The organism is Oceanicola granulosus HTCC2516, from assembly GCF_000153305.1.
GTDB lineage: Bacteria > Pseudomonadota > Alphaproteobacteria > Rhodobacterales > Rhodobacteraceae > Oceanicola > Oceanicola granulosus.
Window position 1 is genome coordinate 1 of sequence record NZ_CH724110.1, and the last position, 16,731, is coordinate 16,731.

Here is a 16,731-nt window from a genome sequence, read left to right on the forward strand (position 1 = left end):
CGCGCGCCGGCGCCGGCTGGATGCGGGCGATCGTGGTCATGCCGCTGGTCATCCCGCCGGTCGTGGCGGGCTTCACCTGGCGGTTCCTGCTCAACGGCGAGATCGGCTTCCTCGGCGCGTTCCTGCTGCCGGGCATGGGGCTCGAGCTCAATCCGCTGGCCGAGCCGAGGGCGGCGCTGGTGTCGGTCGTCGTGGCCGACGTCTGGAGCCGCACGCCGTTCATGTTCCTGATCTTCCTGGCGTCGCTGCAATCGATCCCGCGCGATTACTACGAGGCGGCCCGCATGGATGGGGCCAACCCGATCCACGAGTTCCTCTTCGTCACGCTGCCGCTGATGAAGGGCGCGTTGTTCGTCGCGGTGCTGTTCCGGCTCGTCGACGCGATCAACACCTTCGAGCTGATCTACGTGATGACCCGTGGCGGCCCGGGCCGGGCGACGCAGATCCTGTCGATCCTCGGCTGGCGCACGGCCTTCCAGGAGCTCGATTTCGGCCAGGCCGCCGCGCTCGGCGTGGTCATGCTGGTGATCTGCCTGACCGGTGCGATGCTGATGTTCCGCCGCTTCATGCAGGAAGACACGGAGGCCGGCCAATGAGCGCCCCCCGCCGCCACGAGCGCGCTCTCGTCGCGCTGCGCTGGAGCTTCATCGCGACCGTGATGGTCTTCGTCGTCTTCCCGCTGGTCTGGCTCGCGCTGGCCTCGCTCAAGACGCGGGCCGGGGCCCTCGAGGTGCCGCCGACGCTGATCTTCTCGCCCGACTTCAGCGCCTACCGCAAGATCGTCGACAGCGGCCTGTCGGGCGCGTTCCTCAATTCGTTCACCATCGCGATCATCAACGTGATCCTGTCGCTCGGAATCGGCGTGCCGGCCGCCTTCGGCCTCGCGCGGATGCGCGGCGCGCTGCAGAACCACCTGAGCTTCTGGGTGCTGTCGATCCGCCTCGCGCCGCTCTTCGCGGTGATCCTGCCGCTCTACGTGCTGTTCCAGAAGGCCGGCCTGCTCGACACCCGGCTCGCCGTCGCGATGGCGCACCTGACGCTGACGCTGCCGCTCGCCGTGTGGCTGCTGATGACGTACTTCCGCGCGCTGCCGACCGATCTCGACGAGGCGGCGATGCTCGACGGGGCGAAGCCGTTCCAGACGCTCTACATGGTGATCGTCCCGATCGCGCGCCCGATGATCGCCTCGGTCGCCGTCATCGTCTTCATCTTCTCGTGGAACGAGTTCTTGCTGGCGTTCTTCCTCACCTCGCGCGAGGCGCAGACGGTGCCGGTCGTCGTGGCGGGGCTGGCGGGGACGATGAGCTTCGACTGGCCGCTGATCGCCGCGATCTCGATCTGCTCGATGATCCCGGCGCTGATCTTCGTCGGCTTCGCGCAGCGCCACATCGTGGAGGGCCTGGCCAGCGGGGCGGTGAAGTGAGCGGCCACGTCCTGATCACCGGCGCGGCAGGCGGCATCGGCGCGGCGCTCGCCGCGCATTTCGCCGGGCGCGGCTGGACGGTCACGGCGCTGGACCTCGCCCCGTTCCCGAGCCCGCTCGCCGAGCACCCGGATATCGCCACCGTCACGGCCGACGTCACCGACGAGGCGGCGATGGAGACGGCCATGCAGGAGGCCGCCGCGCGCGCGCCGTTGACGGCGGTGATCGCCAACGCCGCCGTGACCGACCTCGCGCACCACCACGCCGTCGATCTGCCCTACGAGACCTGGCGGAAGATCATGCGGGTCAACGTCGACGGCGGCTTCCTCACCGCCCGGTGCGCCGCGCGGCACATGCCGGAAGGGGGCAACATCGTCTTCGTGACCTCCTCGCTGGCGCGGCTGTCGGACGCTCAGGCGGGCGATGCGCCCTATTGCACCTCGAAGGCCGCCATCGAGATGCTCGCACGGGTGCTGGCGCTGGAGCTCCGCCCCCGGCGCATCAACGTCAACACGCTGTTCCCTTCCGTCATGCTCGACACCGGCTTCTTCGCCCATCTCGACGCCGCGCGCCGCGCCGAGCTGGCCCCGCCCAGCCTGCTCGACGCGACGGCGGAGGTGCTCTGCACCCTGTCGCCCGGCAGCATCAGCGGACGATCCCTCGATCAGCAGGCGTGGGACGACGACCCCGCCTACCGGACCACCTGGAAGGAGCCGACATGAGCCACTGGATCGACGCCCGTTCCGCCACCGCCCCGGAAATCGCCGCCTTCGCCGAGCGCCACCCCGTCGCGATCCTGCCCGTCGGCTCGTTCGAGCAGCACGGCCCGCACCTGCCGCTCGACACCGACAACCGCATCGCCGAGGCCATGGCGCTGGAGACGGCGCGGCGCAGCGTCGGAATGGTGCTGCCGGTGCTGAACGTCGGCTACGCCTGGGTCTGGCGGGGCAAGCCGGGGACGCTGACCTTCCGCTTCGAGACCTACATGGCGATCATCCGCGACATCGCCGAGAGCCTGTCGGGCTGGGGCATCAAGGCGGTCTACGTCCTGTCCGGCCACGGCTCCAACCCGCAGCCGGTCAAGCACGCGATCCGCGAGCACATCCACGGCCACTACGACATCGGCGTGCTCAACGGCATCTATTCCGGCCTCGGCGAAATGCTCGAGGAGTGCGACTCGCGCCCCTGGCACAACGACATCCACGCCGAGGAGATCGAGACGTCGCTGATGCTCGCCATCGCGCCGGAGCTGGTCAGGATGGACCGCGCCGCCGCCGACTACCCGCCCGTGCCCGCCGAGTACGGCAAGTCGGAGCTGTCGATGGGCCAGCTGATGGAAAGCGGCGTCTTCGGAGATCCGACCGTCGCGTCCGCCGAGAAGGGACGGCGCTGGCTCGAGACCGGCGGCCAGCGCTCGGCCGAGTTGTGGCTCGACTACCTGGCGCGGCGCGGCCTGCACCAGGCCGGAGGCGCGACGTGAGCCTGCGCGGCCATCTCGGGATCGACCTCGGCACGTCCGCGGTCAAGGTGCTTGTCCTCGACGACGAGGGCCGGGTGCTCGGCCGCGCCGGGCGCGGCTACGCCACCCGCGCGCCGCGCCCGGGCTGGGCGGAGCAGTCGCCGCAGGCGTGGTGGCGCGCGACCTGCGAGGCCTGCCGCGAGGCGCTCGCGGCCTCGGGCGCGGCCATCGCCTCCGTCGGGCTGTCGGGCCAGCTCAACGGCTTCGTGCTGCTCGACGCCGACGACGAACCGCTCGCCGACGCGGTGCTCTGGCTCGACATCCGCGCCGAGGCCGAGACGCGGCGCCTGGCCGGGGCGGCCGACTTCCCCGCCCTGACGGGCAACGCGTTGAGCGCGATCTGCGTCCTGCCCAAGCTCGAATGGATGCGCACCCAACGCCCCGAGCTCCTCGCCCGCGCCGCCCGGATCGCGCTGGTCAAGGACTACATCCTGCTGCGCCTCACCGGCATCCTCGCCACCGACCCCTCCGACGCCCACTCCACCGCCCTGACCGAGACCGGCGGGCTGAACTGGTCGGAGACGCTGTGCGCGCTGGCGCAGATCGACCCCGCGCGCCTGCCGCCCATCCGCGCCGCCGACGAGGTGGCCGGCCACCTCACCGCCGGGGCCGCCGAAGCGGCCGGCCTCGCACCCGGCACCCCCGTCGCCACGGGAGCCGGCGACGTGGCCGCGCTCGCGGTCGGATGCGGCGTCGTCGCGCCCGGCACCACCGCGATCACGCTCGGCACCGCCGGCCACGTCGTCGCCGAAGCCCCTGCGGCCGATCTTCCGGCCGGCGGCGGCCTCTGGCAGATCCCGCATGGCGTGCCCGCCCGGACGCTCTGGCTCGGCCTGATCATGAGCGGCGGCCTCAGCCACGCCTGGATGCGCTCGATCCTCGGCGCCGCCGCCCCCATCTCGTTCGAGGCGATGGAGGCACTGGCCGCCGATGTCCCCGCCGGGGCCGACGGCGTCACCTTCCTGCCGTTCCTCGAAGGCGCCGCCACGCCCTACAACCGCCCCGACATGCGCGGCAGCTTCTTCGGGCTGTCGTCCTCGCACAACACCGGCCACCTCGTGCGCGCCGTGCTGGAAGGCGTCGCCTGCAACGCCCGCGAATGCCTCGACGCCCTCGCAGCCGCCGGCGCCGGGACGCGCGAAGTGCGTCTGGCCGAGGGCGGCGCCCAGTCACCGCTCTGGTGCCAGATCATCGCCGACATGCTGGGCCGGCCCGTCGACCTGATCGACGAGCGGGACACGTCCGCGCGGGGCGCGGCGCTGCTGGGCTACGCCGCGGCAGAGACGGTGCCTATCGCAGAACTTGCCGCGAAGACCTTGCCGATCGCTCGCCAGTACGAGCCCCATGCGGTGGAGATGCAAGCTCACGAGGAAAGCTTCGCGCGCTACCAGGCGTGGTGTCGGAGAGCGCTCCCCGGCTAGGGCGGTCGGAATGACGCCCTGCCCGGCCGCGCTCCCGGGCCTTGTACTGCGTCCGATCAGTGTCGGTCGCTCTGGCGTCCGACGTGGCCGGACGTGCTCCAGGGTGGTTTTCGCTGCCCGGAGATCCTCTCTCGGGGCAGCGAAATGTCGTCCTTCTCGGGTGCGCCTCAGAAGGCGCCGAGCGAGGCACCCAGCGTGGCGAGCTCCGGAGGGACGGCGACGCCGTTGCCGTTGAGCGCGGCGATCATCGTGCGCACCGCGGCACGGGCGGCCGGGAGCTGGGCCGTGGTCAGGGCGGGCGGGTTCGCCGCCGTGGCGGGCGAGATCAGGCTCGGAATCGCCGCGGCCAGCGCCTGCGCCACGGCGGGGCTGCCGGGGGGGTTGGAGGCGACCGCCGACTGCACGTTCGCCATCGCCTGCGCTGCGGCCGGCGTGCTGACCGTGCCGCCGAGCGACGCGACCACCTGGACCGAGTTGCTCACCAATGCCGCCGCGGCTGCGGAGGTGTCGGCGCCGGCGGCACCAGCGGTGCTCGGATCCTGACCGCTGACATCTTGCCCACCGGCCAGCGACAGGCTCGGCGTGAGTGCCAGCGAAAGCGCAAGCGCCGCGGCGGCACTCTTGAGAGTGAGAGAAGAACTCATGACGTTACCTCCTTCAGAAGGCATTGGAGAGGGAGTACGACACCGCGACCTGCAGCGCCTGTCGGTCGTCCTGGTCGAAGGCGTCGACCGCGGTGAACGACATGTTCCAGCCCTCGAGGTTGGGGGACTTCAGACCGATCCCGAGATTGACGTACTCAGTGTTGGTCGAGGCGCTGACACCGATATATTCGTTGAGGCCCACGCCGGCGCCCAAGATGACGCCCTCTTCGGTGCCGCCGTCGGTCACGTTGGTGCCGTAGCCGGCCGTGAACATGACGGGGTAGTAGTTGGTCTCGGTCCAGATGTCCTGGAAATGCGTGACCGCCACGGTCGTGCGCACCCCCTCGTCATCCTCGGCGCCCCAGGAAAGGACGTTGCCGAAGGAGATGCCGGCGAAGGTGCTCGGGCCGAGCGCGCGGGAGAACTTCAGGTTGACGCTGCCCGAGTCGCCGAACGGCTCGAGCCCGGACACGACGGTCGTCACCTGCGCGCCCACGGTCTCGGTGGCGTCTCCCAGGCCGAAGCCCAGGGCGACGGAGCCGTCGAGGTTCAGATCGTCGGAAGCGCCGTCCGGGCTGTCGCGGCGCGTCGTGCCGGAGACGGAGGCGAATACGGTGCCGTGAGGCGCCACGACGCCCGAGCCGATGCCGAGAAGGACCGGGCTCCTCGGCGGCAGGACCAGCTTGGTCATCGCCTGGAGCGAGTCCACGAACTCGTCGCCCGCGACCTGCGCATCACGCGGCTCGGCCTCGACCGGGAAGGTCGGATCGGCGCCGCGCACCTGAACGTCGGTCGTGATCTCTGCCGGACCGAGCGACGGGTTGTCCTGACTCTCCTGGGCCGTCGCTGCCACGCTCAACAGGCCCGCGCACAGACCAATGAAACTTACTGAAAACCGCCTTGTCACCCCGTAACTCCTCTTTGCAGCGATCAATACCCGAAGGGCCTCCGCGAAAGCCCGCTTCCGTTTCTTTAATATCCCCGTGTGTGCACGAAACCCCGCGATTCTCTCAATACGAAAGATCGTTGCAGATATACGGCAGATTGCCGAGATCCGGCATGGCGCGCCGCCCGATCTCGACAATGCTGCCTCAACTTTGAGCAGAACCACGGCTCTCCCCGGGGTGCGGCTGGCAGGGATGGTGCAGGGCCACCCCGGGGGACGCCGTCAATCGCGCCTCACCGCCTCGCGTTTGACCGCGACGCGTGTCTGGCGGCCCATGAGGTCGAGCAGCAGCCAGATGCGCGCTTCGGGCGCCAGCGCGATGATGCGGCTGACCTGTCCCGCCAGCGGGCCGTCCGTCACCCAGACCCGGTCGCCCACGTCGAGCTGGTCCGCCTCGGGCGGGCCGAGGATCCCTTCGGGGGTGCAGCGCGCCTGCAACTCCTCGATCAGCGCGTCGGGGACCGCCTTCGGGCCGCTCTCGTCCAGCGTCACCAACCGCGCCACGCCCCGGGTGTAGCTCGCCGCGCGCATCTCGCCGCCGGCGGGCGCGAGCGACACGAAGAGGTAGCCGGGGAAGACCGGCTTGGTGACGGAGCGAATCTGGCCGCGGATGCGCCGGCTCGCCTGCTGCAGCGGACAGAACACGGCCAGCCCCTGCCGCGCGAGGTTCTGCGTCGCCAACCGCAGCCCGTTCGGCTTGATCTGCGCCACGTACCAACGTCGATCCATCACACCCTCCGGTCGCGAACGACAGCCACACACAACCGATCGTGCCGTTTGCACCACAGGACGGAGCAACGCAAGGCGACACCATGGGGTTTCGGGCCGCGGCGTCGTATCAAGACGCTATTGACGCTGCAGGGCACGGGCATCGTAGGTTGCATCGCGGCGGCGGACCCGAGGGGCGCGCGCGCGCCGGAGAGGCAATCGCGAGACGACGGCCTCCGCAGAAGGCGGAGGGAAGCAGGGATGGACGGACATGGTAACTAGGATCGCCCTCAGGGGCCTTTTGCTCGGAACGGCTCTGACGCTCGGGGGCTGCGGCGTCAGCTACAACAGCCCCAGCGTGCAGGAGCAGGTCGAAGGTCTGCCCGTCACCGTGGTGCCCCTGGATTCCCAGGCGCTGGCCTTCGCCAACAGCGCCCCCTACACCCCCCGCAGCCTGCCCGCGATCTTCCACCAGGTCGCCGGGAGCAGCGGCTCCGTCCGCGGGCTCGGCGCCCTGCCGAACGCGCCGGCGGTGCCGACGCTGGCGCCCCAGCCGCTCGAGCTGCGGGTGCCGCCCGCGGTGGAGCCGCAGCCCTACGAGATCGGCGTCGGCGACGTCGTGCTGCTGGCGACGAAGAGCGCCTCGGGCTCCACGGTGGAGCAGCTGTCGGGCCTGCTCGCGGCCCAGTCGCAGCGGCAGGGCTACACCGTGCGCGACGACGGGGCGATCGCCATCCCCGGGATCGGTCAGATCCAGCTCGCCGGGCTGACGCTCGAGGAGGCCGAGGCGGCCGTCTTCGACGCGATCGTCCGCCAGGGCGTCGATCCCGCCTTCTCCCTCGAAGTGGCCGAGTTCAACTCCAAGCGCGTGGCCGTCGGCGGTGCCGTGGCCGCGGCGCGCCTCGTGCCCATCACGCTCAACACGCTCGACCTGGGCGAAGCGCTGACGGCGGCCGGCGGCGTCACCCTCCGGGACCAGGAGTACGCCTCGATCCGCATCTATCGCGACGGCACCCTCTACCAGATCCCCGTGGAGACCTTCTTCGCGCGCCCCGAGCTGCAGAACACCGTCCTGCAGGCCGGCGACTCCGTCTATGTCGACACCAACTACGACCTCGACCGGGCGCTGCAATTCTACGAGCAGCAGCTCGACGTGACCCAGCTCAGAAGCTCGGCCCGCCTCCAGGCCCTGAACGAGCTGCAGGCCGAGATCGCCCTGCGCCGCGCCGCGCTGGCCGAGGCGCGGGCGAACTTCACCGCGCGCGCGGATCTCGGCGCGGAAGAGCGCGACTACGTCTACCTCGCCGGCGAGGTGGCCGAGCAGAGCCGCTTCCCCCTGCCCTACGACCGCCAGGCCTCGCTGGCCGACGTCCTGTTCGACAGGGGCGGGCTGGCCACGGCCACGGGCGATCCGACCCAGATCTACGTGCTGCGCCCGTCCCGGACCGCGACCGGCGAGGACGCCGTGACCGCCTGGCACCTCGACGCCGGCAACGCCGCCGCGCTGGTGCTCGCGACGAAGTTCGAGATGCGGCCCAACGACATCCTCTTCGTCGAGGCCCAGCCGATCACCAAGTGGAGCCGGGCGCTGCAGCAGGCGCTGCCGACGCTGATCACCACCGCGGCGGCCAGCGTCACGAACTGAGCGATGGCGCGCGGAGGCCCCTCGCGGCCTCTGCCCAAGCCGGCCGGCGGATCGCCGTCTCCGACCTAAGCGTCGTAATACTTGCGCCCGTAGCCGGAATACGCGCCGTACTGGCCGCCGTAGCCGTAGCGCTTCATCTTCTTCGGGTCGATCTGCGACAGCGACAGCCCCGTCACCGGCGCCCCGACGGAGGCAAAGAGCTTGAGGCCCTCGGTCACCTGCGCCCGCGGCGTGGCGTCCCACTGCACCACGTAGGCGATGGCGTCGGCGACCGCCGCGATCACCCGCGCATCCGGCACCACGAGCACCGGCGGCGTGTCGATGACGACATAGTCGTAGCTGTCGCGCACGCGGGCCATGAAGCCCTTGAAGGCGTCGGAGGAGAAGAGGTCGGCCGCGTTCACGTTGGACTTCTGCCCCATCAGGACATCGACCGGGAAGCCGTCCGGCCGCAGGATCGCCTCCTCGAGCGGCACCTCCTCCGACAGGACTGCGATCAGCCCGACGTCGGCCTTGCTCTTGAAGTACTCGTTGAACGTCCGCCGCCGGATGTCGCCCTCCACCAGCAGGACCTTCTTGCCCAGGCCGGCGAGGTTGTGCGCCAGGCCGATGGCCTGGGTGGTCTTGCCCTCCGCGGGCACCGACGACGACAGCAGGATGACCTGCGGCGGCGCATCGAGGTTCGACAGCAGGACGGAGGTTCGCAGATTGCGAATCGCTTCCGCCGCCGCCGAGGTCGGCTTGTCGTTGAGGTACTTGACCAGCTGCCCGCGCTTGCGGATCGGCATGCGCGGGATCTGCCCCAGCACCGCCCTGCCCGTCTGCGCCTCGAGCTCCTCGGGCGTGCGGAAGCCCGAGCGCATCGCCTCGCGCAGCAGGACGATGCCCGTCCCCACCATCAGGCCGAGAATGAGCGCGAGCGCCGCGATCCGCGCCTTGCGCGGCGCGACCATCTCGCCGGGCGTGGCATAGGAGAGGATCCGCGCGTCGGCCTGCTGCAATCCCCGCTGCACCGTCGTTTCCTTCAGCCGGGCGAGGAAGGTCTCGTAGAGCGTGCGCGTGGCCTGCGCCTCGCGTTCGAGCTGCTGGAGCTGCGCCAGCTCGGCGCTCTGGGCCTCGGTCTGCGTCTGCAGCCGCGCCAGCGATGTCTCGAGCGAGGCGGCCTGCGCTTCGGTGCGCGCGAGATCGTTGCGGGCCCGCGCGAGCACTGTCTCCGCCCGCCGCTCGAACAGCTCCCCGGCCGCCTCGTCGCCCGCCTCCACCCGCTGCGCGAGCTGGCGCAGCGTGGCGTCGTTCGCCAGCGCCAGCGCCTCGGCGGTGTCGCCGCGCTCGATGGCCGCTTCCAGCTCCGCCAGCCGCGCCGCCTCGCGCGCGGCCTGTTGCTCCAGCTCCGTCAGGCGGTCCCGGACGTCCTTCGCCTGGCGGTTCAGCCCCTCGAGCGCCTCGGCGCTCACCAGCTCGGACTCCGCCCGCAACGCCGCGATCTGGTCTTCCTTCTGCCGCAGCTCGTCTTCGAGCGCCGTGACCCGGTCCGAGAGCCAGGCCACGGCCTCCTCGGTCCCCTGGAACTTCACCGCGATCTGATCCTCGATGTAGAGCTCGGCCAGCGTGTTGGCGATCAGGGCCGACTTCTGCGGGTCGCCGGTCGTCGCCCGGATGTTGAGGATGAACGTATCGCGCTGGACCGAGGCGCCGAGCGCGTCGCGGACCTGGTCGACCGTAGCGTTCAGCGCCGCCGCCTCGCCGGAGGCCGCGGCGGCGTCGGGAGCCTCTCCCGTCAGCGGCGCCAGCAGGGCCGTGAGCGACAACCCCTCCTCCGGCCGCAGGGACGTGTTGAAGGCCGGGTCCTCGAGAAGATCGAGCCGGTCCACGAGCTGCTCCAGCAGGCCTCGCGAGCGGATCACCTCCACCTCGGTGTTCATGCTGGTGTCGTCCGTCGAGACGCCCGACATCACGCTCTCGAAATCGACCACCTGCGGATTGTTCACCTGCAGCGCGATCGCCGTCGTCGCGGCGTATTTCGGCTCGGCCACCTGCGTCGCGTAATAGACTCCGGCCGCCAGCGCGAGGAGCGCCGCGAGCAGGATCAGCCACTTCCCCCGCCACAGCGTGCGCAGCAGCGCGAGCAGGTCGATCTCGTCGTCCGCGACGGAATTGGCCGGCACCGGAGCGGGCGCCGGCGTCACCGCGGCGAGCCGCGGTCGCTCGAGTTCGGGTCTGTTCATGCTTGCGCCCTTCGCAGTTGCGCCCGCTCCGGGCCCGATACTATAGGTCGGCAGGAGCGACGGTCGTCTACAACCTTGAAGCGCTCTTCTAGCGACGGCCGGCGAGAAAACAAGCGCCGGGACATCCTCGGCCCCCGGGCCGGCGGAATATGGTGACCTCCTGCCGCACGTTGCGCGACGTCACCCGCCGCCGGGCGTGCACTCCCCCTCAACATGATACTTTAACGCTTGCGCGGTCGCCCGGGGGTGGATAACCGTTCACGAATGAACGCGGCCTTTCCCGCCGTCCCCCGCCCCCCGAGCTTCCCCGCGAGTCTCGGTGCGGCAGCCATGGCGGCGCGATGATCCCCGACGACCTCCGCTTCCGCCTCCTCCGCCTCCTCGAGTCCGACCCGTCCATGTCGCAACGCCAGATCGCCGCGGAGCTCGGACTGAGCCTGGGCCGCGTCAACTACGTGCTGCGGGCGCTGATCGAGAAGGGCCAGGTCAAGGCCGAGAACTTCCGCGTCTCGCAGAACAAGCTGCGCTACGCCTACCTGCTGACCCCCAGCGGCATCGAAGCCAAGACCCGCCTCGCCTCGGGCTTCCTGAAGCGCAAGCTCGCCGAGCACGAGGCCCTGCAGGCCGAAATCCGGGCGCTGCAGCGGGAGATGGAGGTTGGTGGCGAGGAGGCTTCGAAGGGGAGCGGTCGATGATTGATGTTATCTGCCATTCGTCGGCGCGCAAGCGGCCGGCCGAGCCGATGGTACCTGCGGGAACCAAGATCTTGGCCCACCAGCTGCAGCCTTTGCGTGGGGCAACAAGCGGCTTTAACGGTCGCGCAATGGCTCGATCCGCAAAGCTAGCTACGCCGGTCCGACCACCCGTAGCGCAACAACCAACAATGCTGCGGGACCAAACCCAACCATCCCTAAAGGTAGGCTCAGGACCCATTGATTGCAGCGGAGGGGTATGATTCACCGCACGAAAACAGAGCTGTGAGTTATGTCTGATCTCTTCTGGCTGAGCGATGCGCAGATGGCGCGCCTGAAGCCTTACTTCCCGAAGTCCCATGGCAAGCCGCGCGTCGACGACCGTCGCGTCTTAAGCGGGATTATCTTCGTCAATCGCAATGGGTTGCGCTGGCGCGACGCGCCGAAGGAGTATGGTCCTCACAAGACGCTCTACAACCGCTGAAAGCGGTGGAGCGACAAAGGCATCTTCGCGAAGATGATGGCGGGGCTGGCTGCGGAGCACGGCGAGAAGAAGACCGTGATGATAGATGCCACCTATCTGAAGGCCCACCGCACGGCGTCCAGTCTGGGCGTCAAAGAGGGGGGCGTGGCAGCCTGATCGGACGCACCAAGGGCGGCATGAACACCAAGCTGCATGCCATCCGCGATAGCCAGGGACGTCCGCTCGACCTGTTCGTAACGGCAGGTGAGGTGAGCGACTACATCGGTGCGCGGGCGCTGTGCGACAGTCTTCCGGATGTCGATTGGCTGCTCGGGGATCGCGGCTACGACGCCGACTGGTTCCGGGAAGCTTTGAAAGACAGGGGGATACGTGCCTGCATCCCCGGACGGAAACAACGGAAGATGCCGGTGAAGTATGACAAGCGACGCTACAAACGCCGAAACCGGATCGAGATCATGTTCGGCAGGCTCAAGGACTGGCGGCGCGTTGCCACGCGCTACGACCGATCCCCAAAGGTCTTCCTCTCAGCCATCGCTCTCGCCGCTATCGTCATCTACTGGCTATGAGTCCTGAGCCTAGGGATAGACTTCATGGTACTTGCCAATACCTGACCGAGGATTAGCGCAGGATCCTAGTCTTAAGAAACAATCTCTGCTGCAACGCTATAGAAAAAACATAATCACAGGGGTCACTTCTCGATGCGAGTTTTATCCGTTTTCGGCACCCGTCCTGAGGCCATCAAAATGGCCCCCGTAGTCAAAGGACTCATGGACGCCGATGGAATCGAATCCGCGGTCTGCGTCACCGCTCAACATCGGGAAATGCTCGACCAAGTACTTTCTTTGTTTGAAATTCGGCCTGACTTCGATCTGAATTTGATGAGATCGGGCCAAGACCTCACTGATGTTACCACTGGCGTTCTTAACGGAATGCGGCCTGTGTTAGCTGAGTTTCGGCCAGAACTTGTACTGGTCCACGGCGACACTAGTACAACACTCTCGGCGTCGCTTGCCGCTTACTATCAGCAGATTGCAGTGGGCCATGTCGAGGCTGGCCTTCGCACCGGTAACATCTATTCGCCGTGGCCCGAGGAGGTGAATCGACATGTCGCAGGTACAGTTGCACGGCTCCACTTCGCTCCAACCACCCGCGCCAGAGATAATCTCCTAGCTGAACGAGTCCCAGACCCTAATATTTTCGTAACGGGCAACACCGTCATCGACGCGCTGCAAAGCATAGTCGCACGAATCAACAGTGATCCCGACCTCACCACACGCCTGCGGAACCAGTTCCGCCTTGATCCCGCTCGTCGACTAATTTTAGTCACTGGCCATCGTAGGGAAAGTTTCGGGGGAGGCTTTGACCGTATTTGCGCAGCACTCGTCACCCTAGCATCGCGGGAGGACGTTCAGATCGTTTATCCAGTTCATCTCAATCCAAACGTTCGTGGCCCGGTAGAGGCAAAGCTTGGAAATCTTCTCAACGTACACCTTGTTCCGCCAATGGAGTATCTACCTTTTGTATATCTGCTGTCCCGCGCGGATATTATTCTAACTGATTCAGGCGGCGTCCAGGAAGAAGCCCCGTCCCTTGGGAAGCCGGTCATTGTCATGCGTGACACAACAGAGAGGCCCGAGGCAGTGGAAGCGGGCACTGTCCGCCTCGTCGGCACCGACAAGTCCCGAATTATAACAGAGGTGACACGTCTGCTGGACGACGCTCAAGCTTACAAACTAATGAGCGCCGCTCACAACCCGTACGGCGACGGCAAGGCCGTTCAACGAATCGTCCAAGTGCTCCGTAATTTCGCGGAAAGCCGCAAGTAGGGAGAACGATGATGGATATGACGATACAGGAATCGGCCAAGACATCGGCGGGCCCATTCTCGCGCGTCTGTGTTATAGGCTTAGGTTATATCGGTTTACCCACCGCCGCGATGTTTGCATCGCGCCGCATCAGCGTTACTGGCGTAGATGTAGACCGCTCGGTAGTCGAACGTGTCAACAAAGGCCAGATACACATCGTCGAACCCGATCTTGACATCGTAGTGCAGGCGGTCGTCTCGCAGGGTCATCTACGTGCCTCGCTGACTCCTGAACCGGCCGAAGCCTTTCTGGTAGCGGTACCGACCCCCTTCAAAGGCGACAATTACGAGCCCGACCTAAGCTTCATCAAAGCCGCCGCGGACGCCATCGCCCCTGTGCTGAGTCAGGGCAACCTGGTGGTTTTGGAGTCTACAAGCCCCGTCGGCGCAACGGAGCAGCTGGCCGGCTGGTTGGCCGCCGCTCGCCCCGACCTAACTTTTCCTCAGGCGCACGGCGAGGACAGCGACATCCGCGTCGCTCACTGCCCCGAACGCGTGCTGCCGGGAAAGGTGATGCAGGAACTAATTTCTAATGATCGGCTCATCGGCGGTCTGACACCGAAATGCTCTGAACTAGCAGCACAACTTTACAAATTATTCGTCACTGGTGACTGCGTTCTGACCAACGCACGGACTGCCGAAATGTCGAAGCTAACCGAGAACAGCTTCCGAGATGTGAACATTGCTTTCGCGAACGAGCTTTCCCTGATATGCGACTCGCTGCAAATTAACGTTTGGGAAGTTATCGCCTTAGCGAACCGGCACCCAAGGGTTCGGATTTTGCGCCCCGGACCAGGAGTCGGAGGCCATTGCATCGCAGTCGATCCTTGGTTTATTGTGGCTAGTTCGCCTGAAAACTCCCGGCTCATCCGCGCCGCTCGGCATGTCAATAGCAGCAAACCTTCCTGGGTCTTGGGAAAGATAGACGAAGCTGTCGCCACTTTCCTCAGACAATACCCGAAGCTCGATGAAGAAGACGTGACGATTGCCTGCTACGGGATAGCGTTCAAGCCTGACATTGACGATATGCGAGAGAGCCCTGCGCTACAGATCGCACACAAGCTATCCCGCACCCATGCCGGCCCTCTGCTCGTCGTAGAGCCAAACTGCACTGAAGTTCCGAGCGGATTGGGAGAAGCTGAATTAGTAACCATGCAGGAAGCATTTCAGCGCGCGGATATACACGTCTACCTCGTCGCACATCGTGAGTTTCAGGCCTCGCCAAGGCCCCCCAGATACGTGATCGACACCGTCGGACTTTGAAGATGCCGGCCGAACAGATTAGCCGGTTGCATGACCATATAACGCCCGGCATCTGCCCGAACTACCGTCACCCCAGGTACCTTCGCCCTGACTTCTGTGGCTCGAGAGCAGCCTGCAGCTCACCCGTTCCGAAAAGCATGAACCGGAGCAGCAGCTCTCCCATCCGCTCCGAATCTCGGCAGAACTCATGAGGAACGGGGTCCAACCGTACTCCGGCCGCCGGCACTTCGGCCAACCCTCCGAAGTTCTCTCAACCGCTCTATGGATATGCATTGCTTTTCTTGCCGGTCAAAGGCTCCTTTTACCAATAATCTCAACCTACATATGCCTCATCCCCTATGTAGCCGCGCTTTGTATATTCACTAAAAATCAGACATTGCGCAACACTCTGCTATTGCTTGCGCTGTTCTTCTCAACCGATCGAGCGATACTCGACCTCGACCCAACGCCGAGCGTCGTCCGTTATATGATCTATCTTACGGTTGTGGCGGCATTCCTGCACAAATCAATTATTCTGATCCCACATACAATTTTGACGGTACTTCTGATCTGTGGCTACGTCTCGCTCACCCTGCTCAACACACAGCATCTCAGTACCACACAGTTGATCCACGACGGACAACTCGCGATCCTCCTATTCACGCTACTCTGTACTCGAACAAAAGGAGGCTTCGGACTCGACCTCTCCTTCCTATACCTCGTTATAGTTGCCTATTTGGTATCCGAGCTTGTCAACTTTTTCCTATTTCGCCAACAGTGGTACGGAACCTACCTTAGTTTCGACACCACCAAGTACCTCATCGCGTTTCCTTCATTATATGCACTTGCGACCCGGCGGACCGGGGTTGCACTTGCCCTCATAGGACTAACAATTCCGGTTCTAATCGGCTATGTCACGCGAACGCTCTTTCTATCATATTTCGCCGGACTAGTCGGGATCTCCCTACTCACCGGGAGAAGGCGTGGAATGCGCCCAATTTACCTTGGCGGGTCCATCGCAGTTGCCTGCATGCTCGCCCTCTACTCCGCTGACTACACCCAAGTCTTCGAAGGCTATAAGGCGCTAAATATGCTGTTGATCATTCAGCACCAGGGGTTCAGCTCGCTCCAACAACTAGATCCAGTGCGGTTTGCAGAAAGTCAAATGTTTTTCCAACTCCCTCCGCTTCAGGTCATTTTCGGCCGCGGCTTTGGCAGCGGAATTTCGGACGCCTCAGGCGCATTGGCCTTTGTCACCTTCGATCAGAGCGCCTTCTCAAGGCAAGAAATAGAGACCGGATACTTCTACTCGTTTCATGACTTCTGGGTCGACATAGGACTGCGTTATGGCCTCCTACCTTTACTTGTTTTCATAACCTGGTTTTTCTTGCAGAAGCGAGGGTTGAGCGGCGAAAATAAAACGCTTTGGGTGCTTTCCTTCGTTGGGATCGTCTCAGCTTTCTACGGCATAGAAGGCTTACTCGCGACCGCTCTCTTGATGCGAGCTGTGATCAATCGGCCTCGAAATGCTAGTGTGCAACCGTGCTGACCGAACTGAGGAGCCTTCTTTTCGCCAGCACTCTACTCGCGGCGCTCTCCTACGCCACGAACATTTTCCTAGCAAACCGGTTGGGGCCATCCGAGTTCGGCCAATATTCATACGCGCTATTGCTAGGAATGGCCTTCGCCCAGTTCGTGTCTTTCGGGACGGATGAAGCTGGCGTCCGCCTCCGCAGCAGCTACGGCATGGAGGCAATGGACTGGGTTCTCACCACAAAATTTCTCAATTTCGCAATTATCTGCACCGGTGCGCTTGCAGCATCCTTCCTGAGGTCTGATCCCCTCGTCCTGTACGCCGTCGTCGTAGCAATTAACGGATTATCGTACGTGACGAGCTACGAAGTAAAGCGCCGAAACG

At 65.5% G+C, this 16,731-nt stretch carries 15 protein-coding genes and 1 pseudogene; 12 read left to right on the forward strand and 4 right to left on the reverse strand.

Translation table 11 applies throughout. The features are described from left to right. The 5 genes from OG2516_RS17080 to xylB form a co-directional block, all read left to right on the forward strand. A partial coding sequence (locus OG2516_RS17080; RefSeq protein ID WP_007257143.1) for a carbohydrate ABC transporter permease occupies positions 1-596 on the forward strand: 596 nt, incomplete at its 5' end. Next, positions 593-1,423, forward strand: coding sequence for a carbohydrate ABC transporter permease (locus tag OG2516_RS17085; RefSeq protein ID WP_007257142.1), 831 nt, complete (start codon positions 593-595; stop codon positions 1,421-1,423). The genes OG2516_RS17080 and OG2516_RS17085, both read left to right, overlap by 4 nt. Next, complete coding sequence (locus OG2516_RS17090; RefSeq protein ID WP_007257141.1) at positions 1,420-2,145, forward strand: SDR family NAD(P)-dependent oxidoreductase; 726 nt, start codon at positions 1,420-1,422, stop codon at positions 2,143-2,145. Before OG2516_RS17085 ends, OG2516_RS17090 begins: the two co-directional genes overlap by 4 nt. Continuing rightward, entirely contained in the window at positions 2,142-2,903 is a 762-nt protein-coding gene (locus OG2516_RS17095) for a creatininase family protein (RefSeq protein WP_007257140.1), read from the forward strand. Before OG2516_RS17090 ends, OG2516_RS17095 begins: the two co-directional genes overlap by 4 nt. Next, positions 2,900-4,363, forward strand: a complete 1,464-nt coding sequence (xylB, locus tag OG2516_RS17100; protein WP_007257139.1) for a xylulokinase — start codon at positions 2,900-2,902, stop codon at positions 4,361-4,363. The genes OG2516_RS17095 and xylB overlap by 4 nt, the downstream gene beginning before the upstream one ends. A 167-nt stretch (positions 4,364-4,530) precedes the next feature. On the opposite strand, the gene OG2516_RS19160 is transcribed toward xylB, so the two are convergent. The 3 genes from OG2516_RS19160 to nusG all read right to left on the reverse strand — a co-directional run bounded on the left by OG2516_RS19160 (position 4,531) and on the right by nusG (position 6,682). Then, positions 4,531-5,007 (reverse strand): hypothetical protein, encoded by a 477-nt coding sequence (locus tag OG2516_RS19160; protein ID WP_156799427.1) that lies wholly within the window; start codon positions 5,005-5,007, stop codon positions 4,531-4,533. Positions 5,008-5,020: 13 nt separating this feature from the next. After that, the gene (locus OG2516_RS19165) at positions 5,021-5,914 is read right to left on the reverse strand and encodes a hypothetical protein (protein ID WP_192808392.1); all 894 of its coding nucleotides are present in this window, start codon (positions 5,912-5,914) and stop codon (positions 5,021-5,023) included. 261 nt (positions 5,915-6,175) lie between these two features. Next, positions 6,176-6,682: a transcription termination/antitermination protein NusG gene (nusG, locus tag OG2516_RS17120; protein ID WP_040616289.1), complete on the reverse strand. Its 507-nt coding sequence runs from the start codon at positions 6,680-6,682 to the stop codon at positions 6,176-6,178. Between the two features lie 250 nt (positions 6,683-6,932). Here nusG and OG2516_RS17125 point away from each other — a divergent pair, with 250 nt between their 5' ends. After that, positions 6,933-8,306 carry a polysaccharide biosynthesis/export family protein gene (locus OG2516_RS17125; RefSeq protein WP_192808393.1) on the forward strand — a complete coding sequence of 458 codons (1,374 nt, stop codon included), beginning with the start codon at positions 6,933-6,935 and terminating at the stop codon, positions 8,304-8,306. A gap of 65 nt (positions 8,307-8,371) precedes the next feature. Here OG2516_RS17125 and OG2516_RS17130 read toward each other — a convergent pair whose 3' ends face one another. Continuing rightward, entirely contained in the window at positions 8,372-10,531 is a 2,160-nt protein-coding gene (locus OG2516_RS17130) for a GumC family protein (RefSeq protein ID WP_007257134.1), read from the reverse strand. Positions 10,532-10,872: 341 nt separating this feature from the next. Here OG2516_RS17130 and OG2516_RS17135 point away from each other — a divergent pair, with 341 nt between their 5' ends. From OG2516_RS17135 to OG2516_RS20490, 6 genes and pseudogenes are all read left to right on the forward strand, one after another. Beyond that, positions 10,873-11,226, forward strand: a complete 354-nt coding sequence (locus OG2516_RS17135) for a MarR family EPS-associated transcriptional regulator (protein WP_007257133.1) — start codon at positions 10,873-10,875, stop codon at positions 11,224-11,226. Positions 11,227-11,515: 289 nt separating this feature from the next. Next, positions 11,516-12,273, forward strand: a pseudogene (locus tag OG2516_RS19775) (IS5 family transposase). A 132-nt stretch (positions 12,274-12,405) separates the two neighbouring features. Next, entirely contained in the window at positions 12,406-13,533 is a 1,128-nt protein-coding gene (gene wecB, locus OG2516_RS19780; RefSeq protein WP_007257129.1) for a non-hydrolyzing UDP-N-acetylglucosamine 2-epimerase, read from the forward strand. Between the two features lie 8 nt (positions 13,534-13,541). Next, positions 13,542-14,834 (forward strand): UDP-N-acetyl-D-mannosamine dehydrogenase, encoded by a 1,293-nt coding sequence (gene wecC, locus OG2516_RS19785; RefSeq protein ID WP_342626100.1) that lies wholly within the window; start codon positions 13,542-13,544, stop codon positions 14,832-14,834. Positions 14,835-15,210: 376 nt separating this feature from the next. Beyond that, a complete protein-coding gene (locus OG2516_RS20080; RefSeq protein ID WP_156799429.1) occupies positions 15,211-16,362 on the forward strand; it encodes a hypothetical protein in 1,152 nt (383 codons plus the stop codon). Continuing rightward, positions 16,356-16,731 (forward strand): polysaccharide biosynthesis protein (locus tag OG2516_RS20490; RefSeq protein ID WP_192808394.1); only part of this gene is annotated, 376 nt, incomplete at its 3' end. The genes OG2516_RS20080 and OG2516_RS20490, both read left to right, overlap by 7 nt.

Excerpts from the sequence above, each read along its gene's own strand:
- OG2516_RS17085 (WP_007257142.1), top strand. The coding sequence starts at position 593 with ATGAGCGCCCCCCGCCGCCACGAGCGCGCTCTCGTCGCGCTGCGCTGG.
- OG2516_RS17095 (WP_007257140.1), top strand. The coding sequence starts at position 2,142 with ATGAGCCACTGGATCGACGCCCGTTCCGCCACCGCCCCGGAAATCGCC.
- OG2516_RS19160 (WP_156799427.1), bottom strand. The coding sequence starts at position 5,007 with ATGAGTTCTTCTCTCACTCTCAAGAGTGCCGCCGCGGCGCTTGCGCTT.
- nusG (WP_040616289.1), bottom strand. The coding sequence starts at position 6,682 with ATGGATCGACGTTGGTACGTGGCGCAGATCAAGCCGAACGGGCTGCGG.
- OG2516_RS17125 (WP_192808393.1), top strand. The coding sequence starts at position 6,933 with ATGGTAACTAGGATCGCCCTCAGGGGCCTTTTGCTCGGAACGGCTCTG.
- OG2516_RS17130 (WP_007257134.1), bottom strand. The coding sequence starts at position 10,531 with ATGAACAGACCCGAACTCGAGCGACCGCGGCTCGCCGCGGTGACGCCG.
- OG2516_RS17135 (WP_007257133.1), top strand. The coding sequence starts at position 10,873 with ATGATCCCCGACGACCTCCGCTTCCGCCTCCTCCGCCTCCTCGAGTCC.
- wecB (WP_007257129.1), top strand. The coding sequence starts at position 12,406 with ATGCGAGTTTTATCCGTTTTCGGCACCCGTCCTGAGGCCATCAAAATG.
- wecC (WP_342626100.1), top strand. The coding sequence starts at position 13,542 with ATGATGGATATGACGATACAGGAATCGGCCAAGACATCGGCGGGCCCA.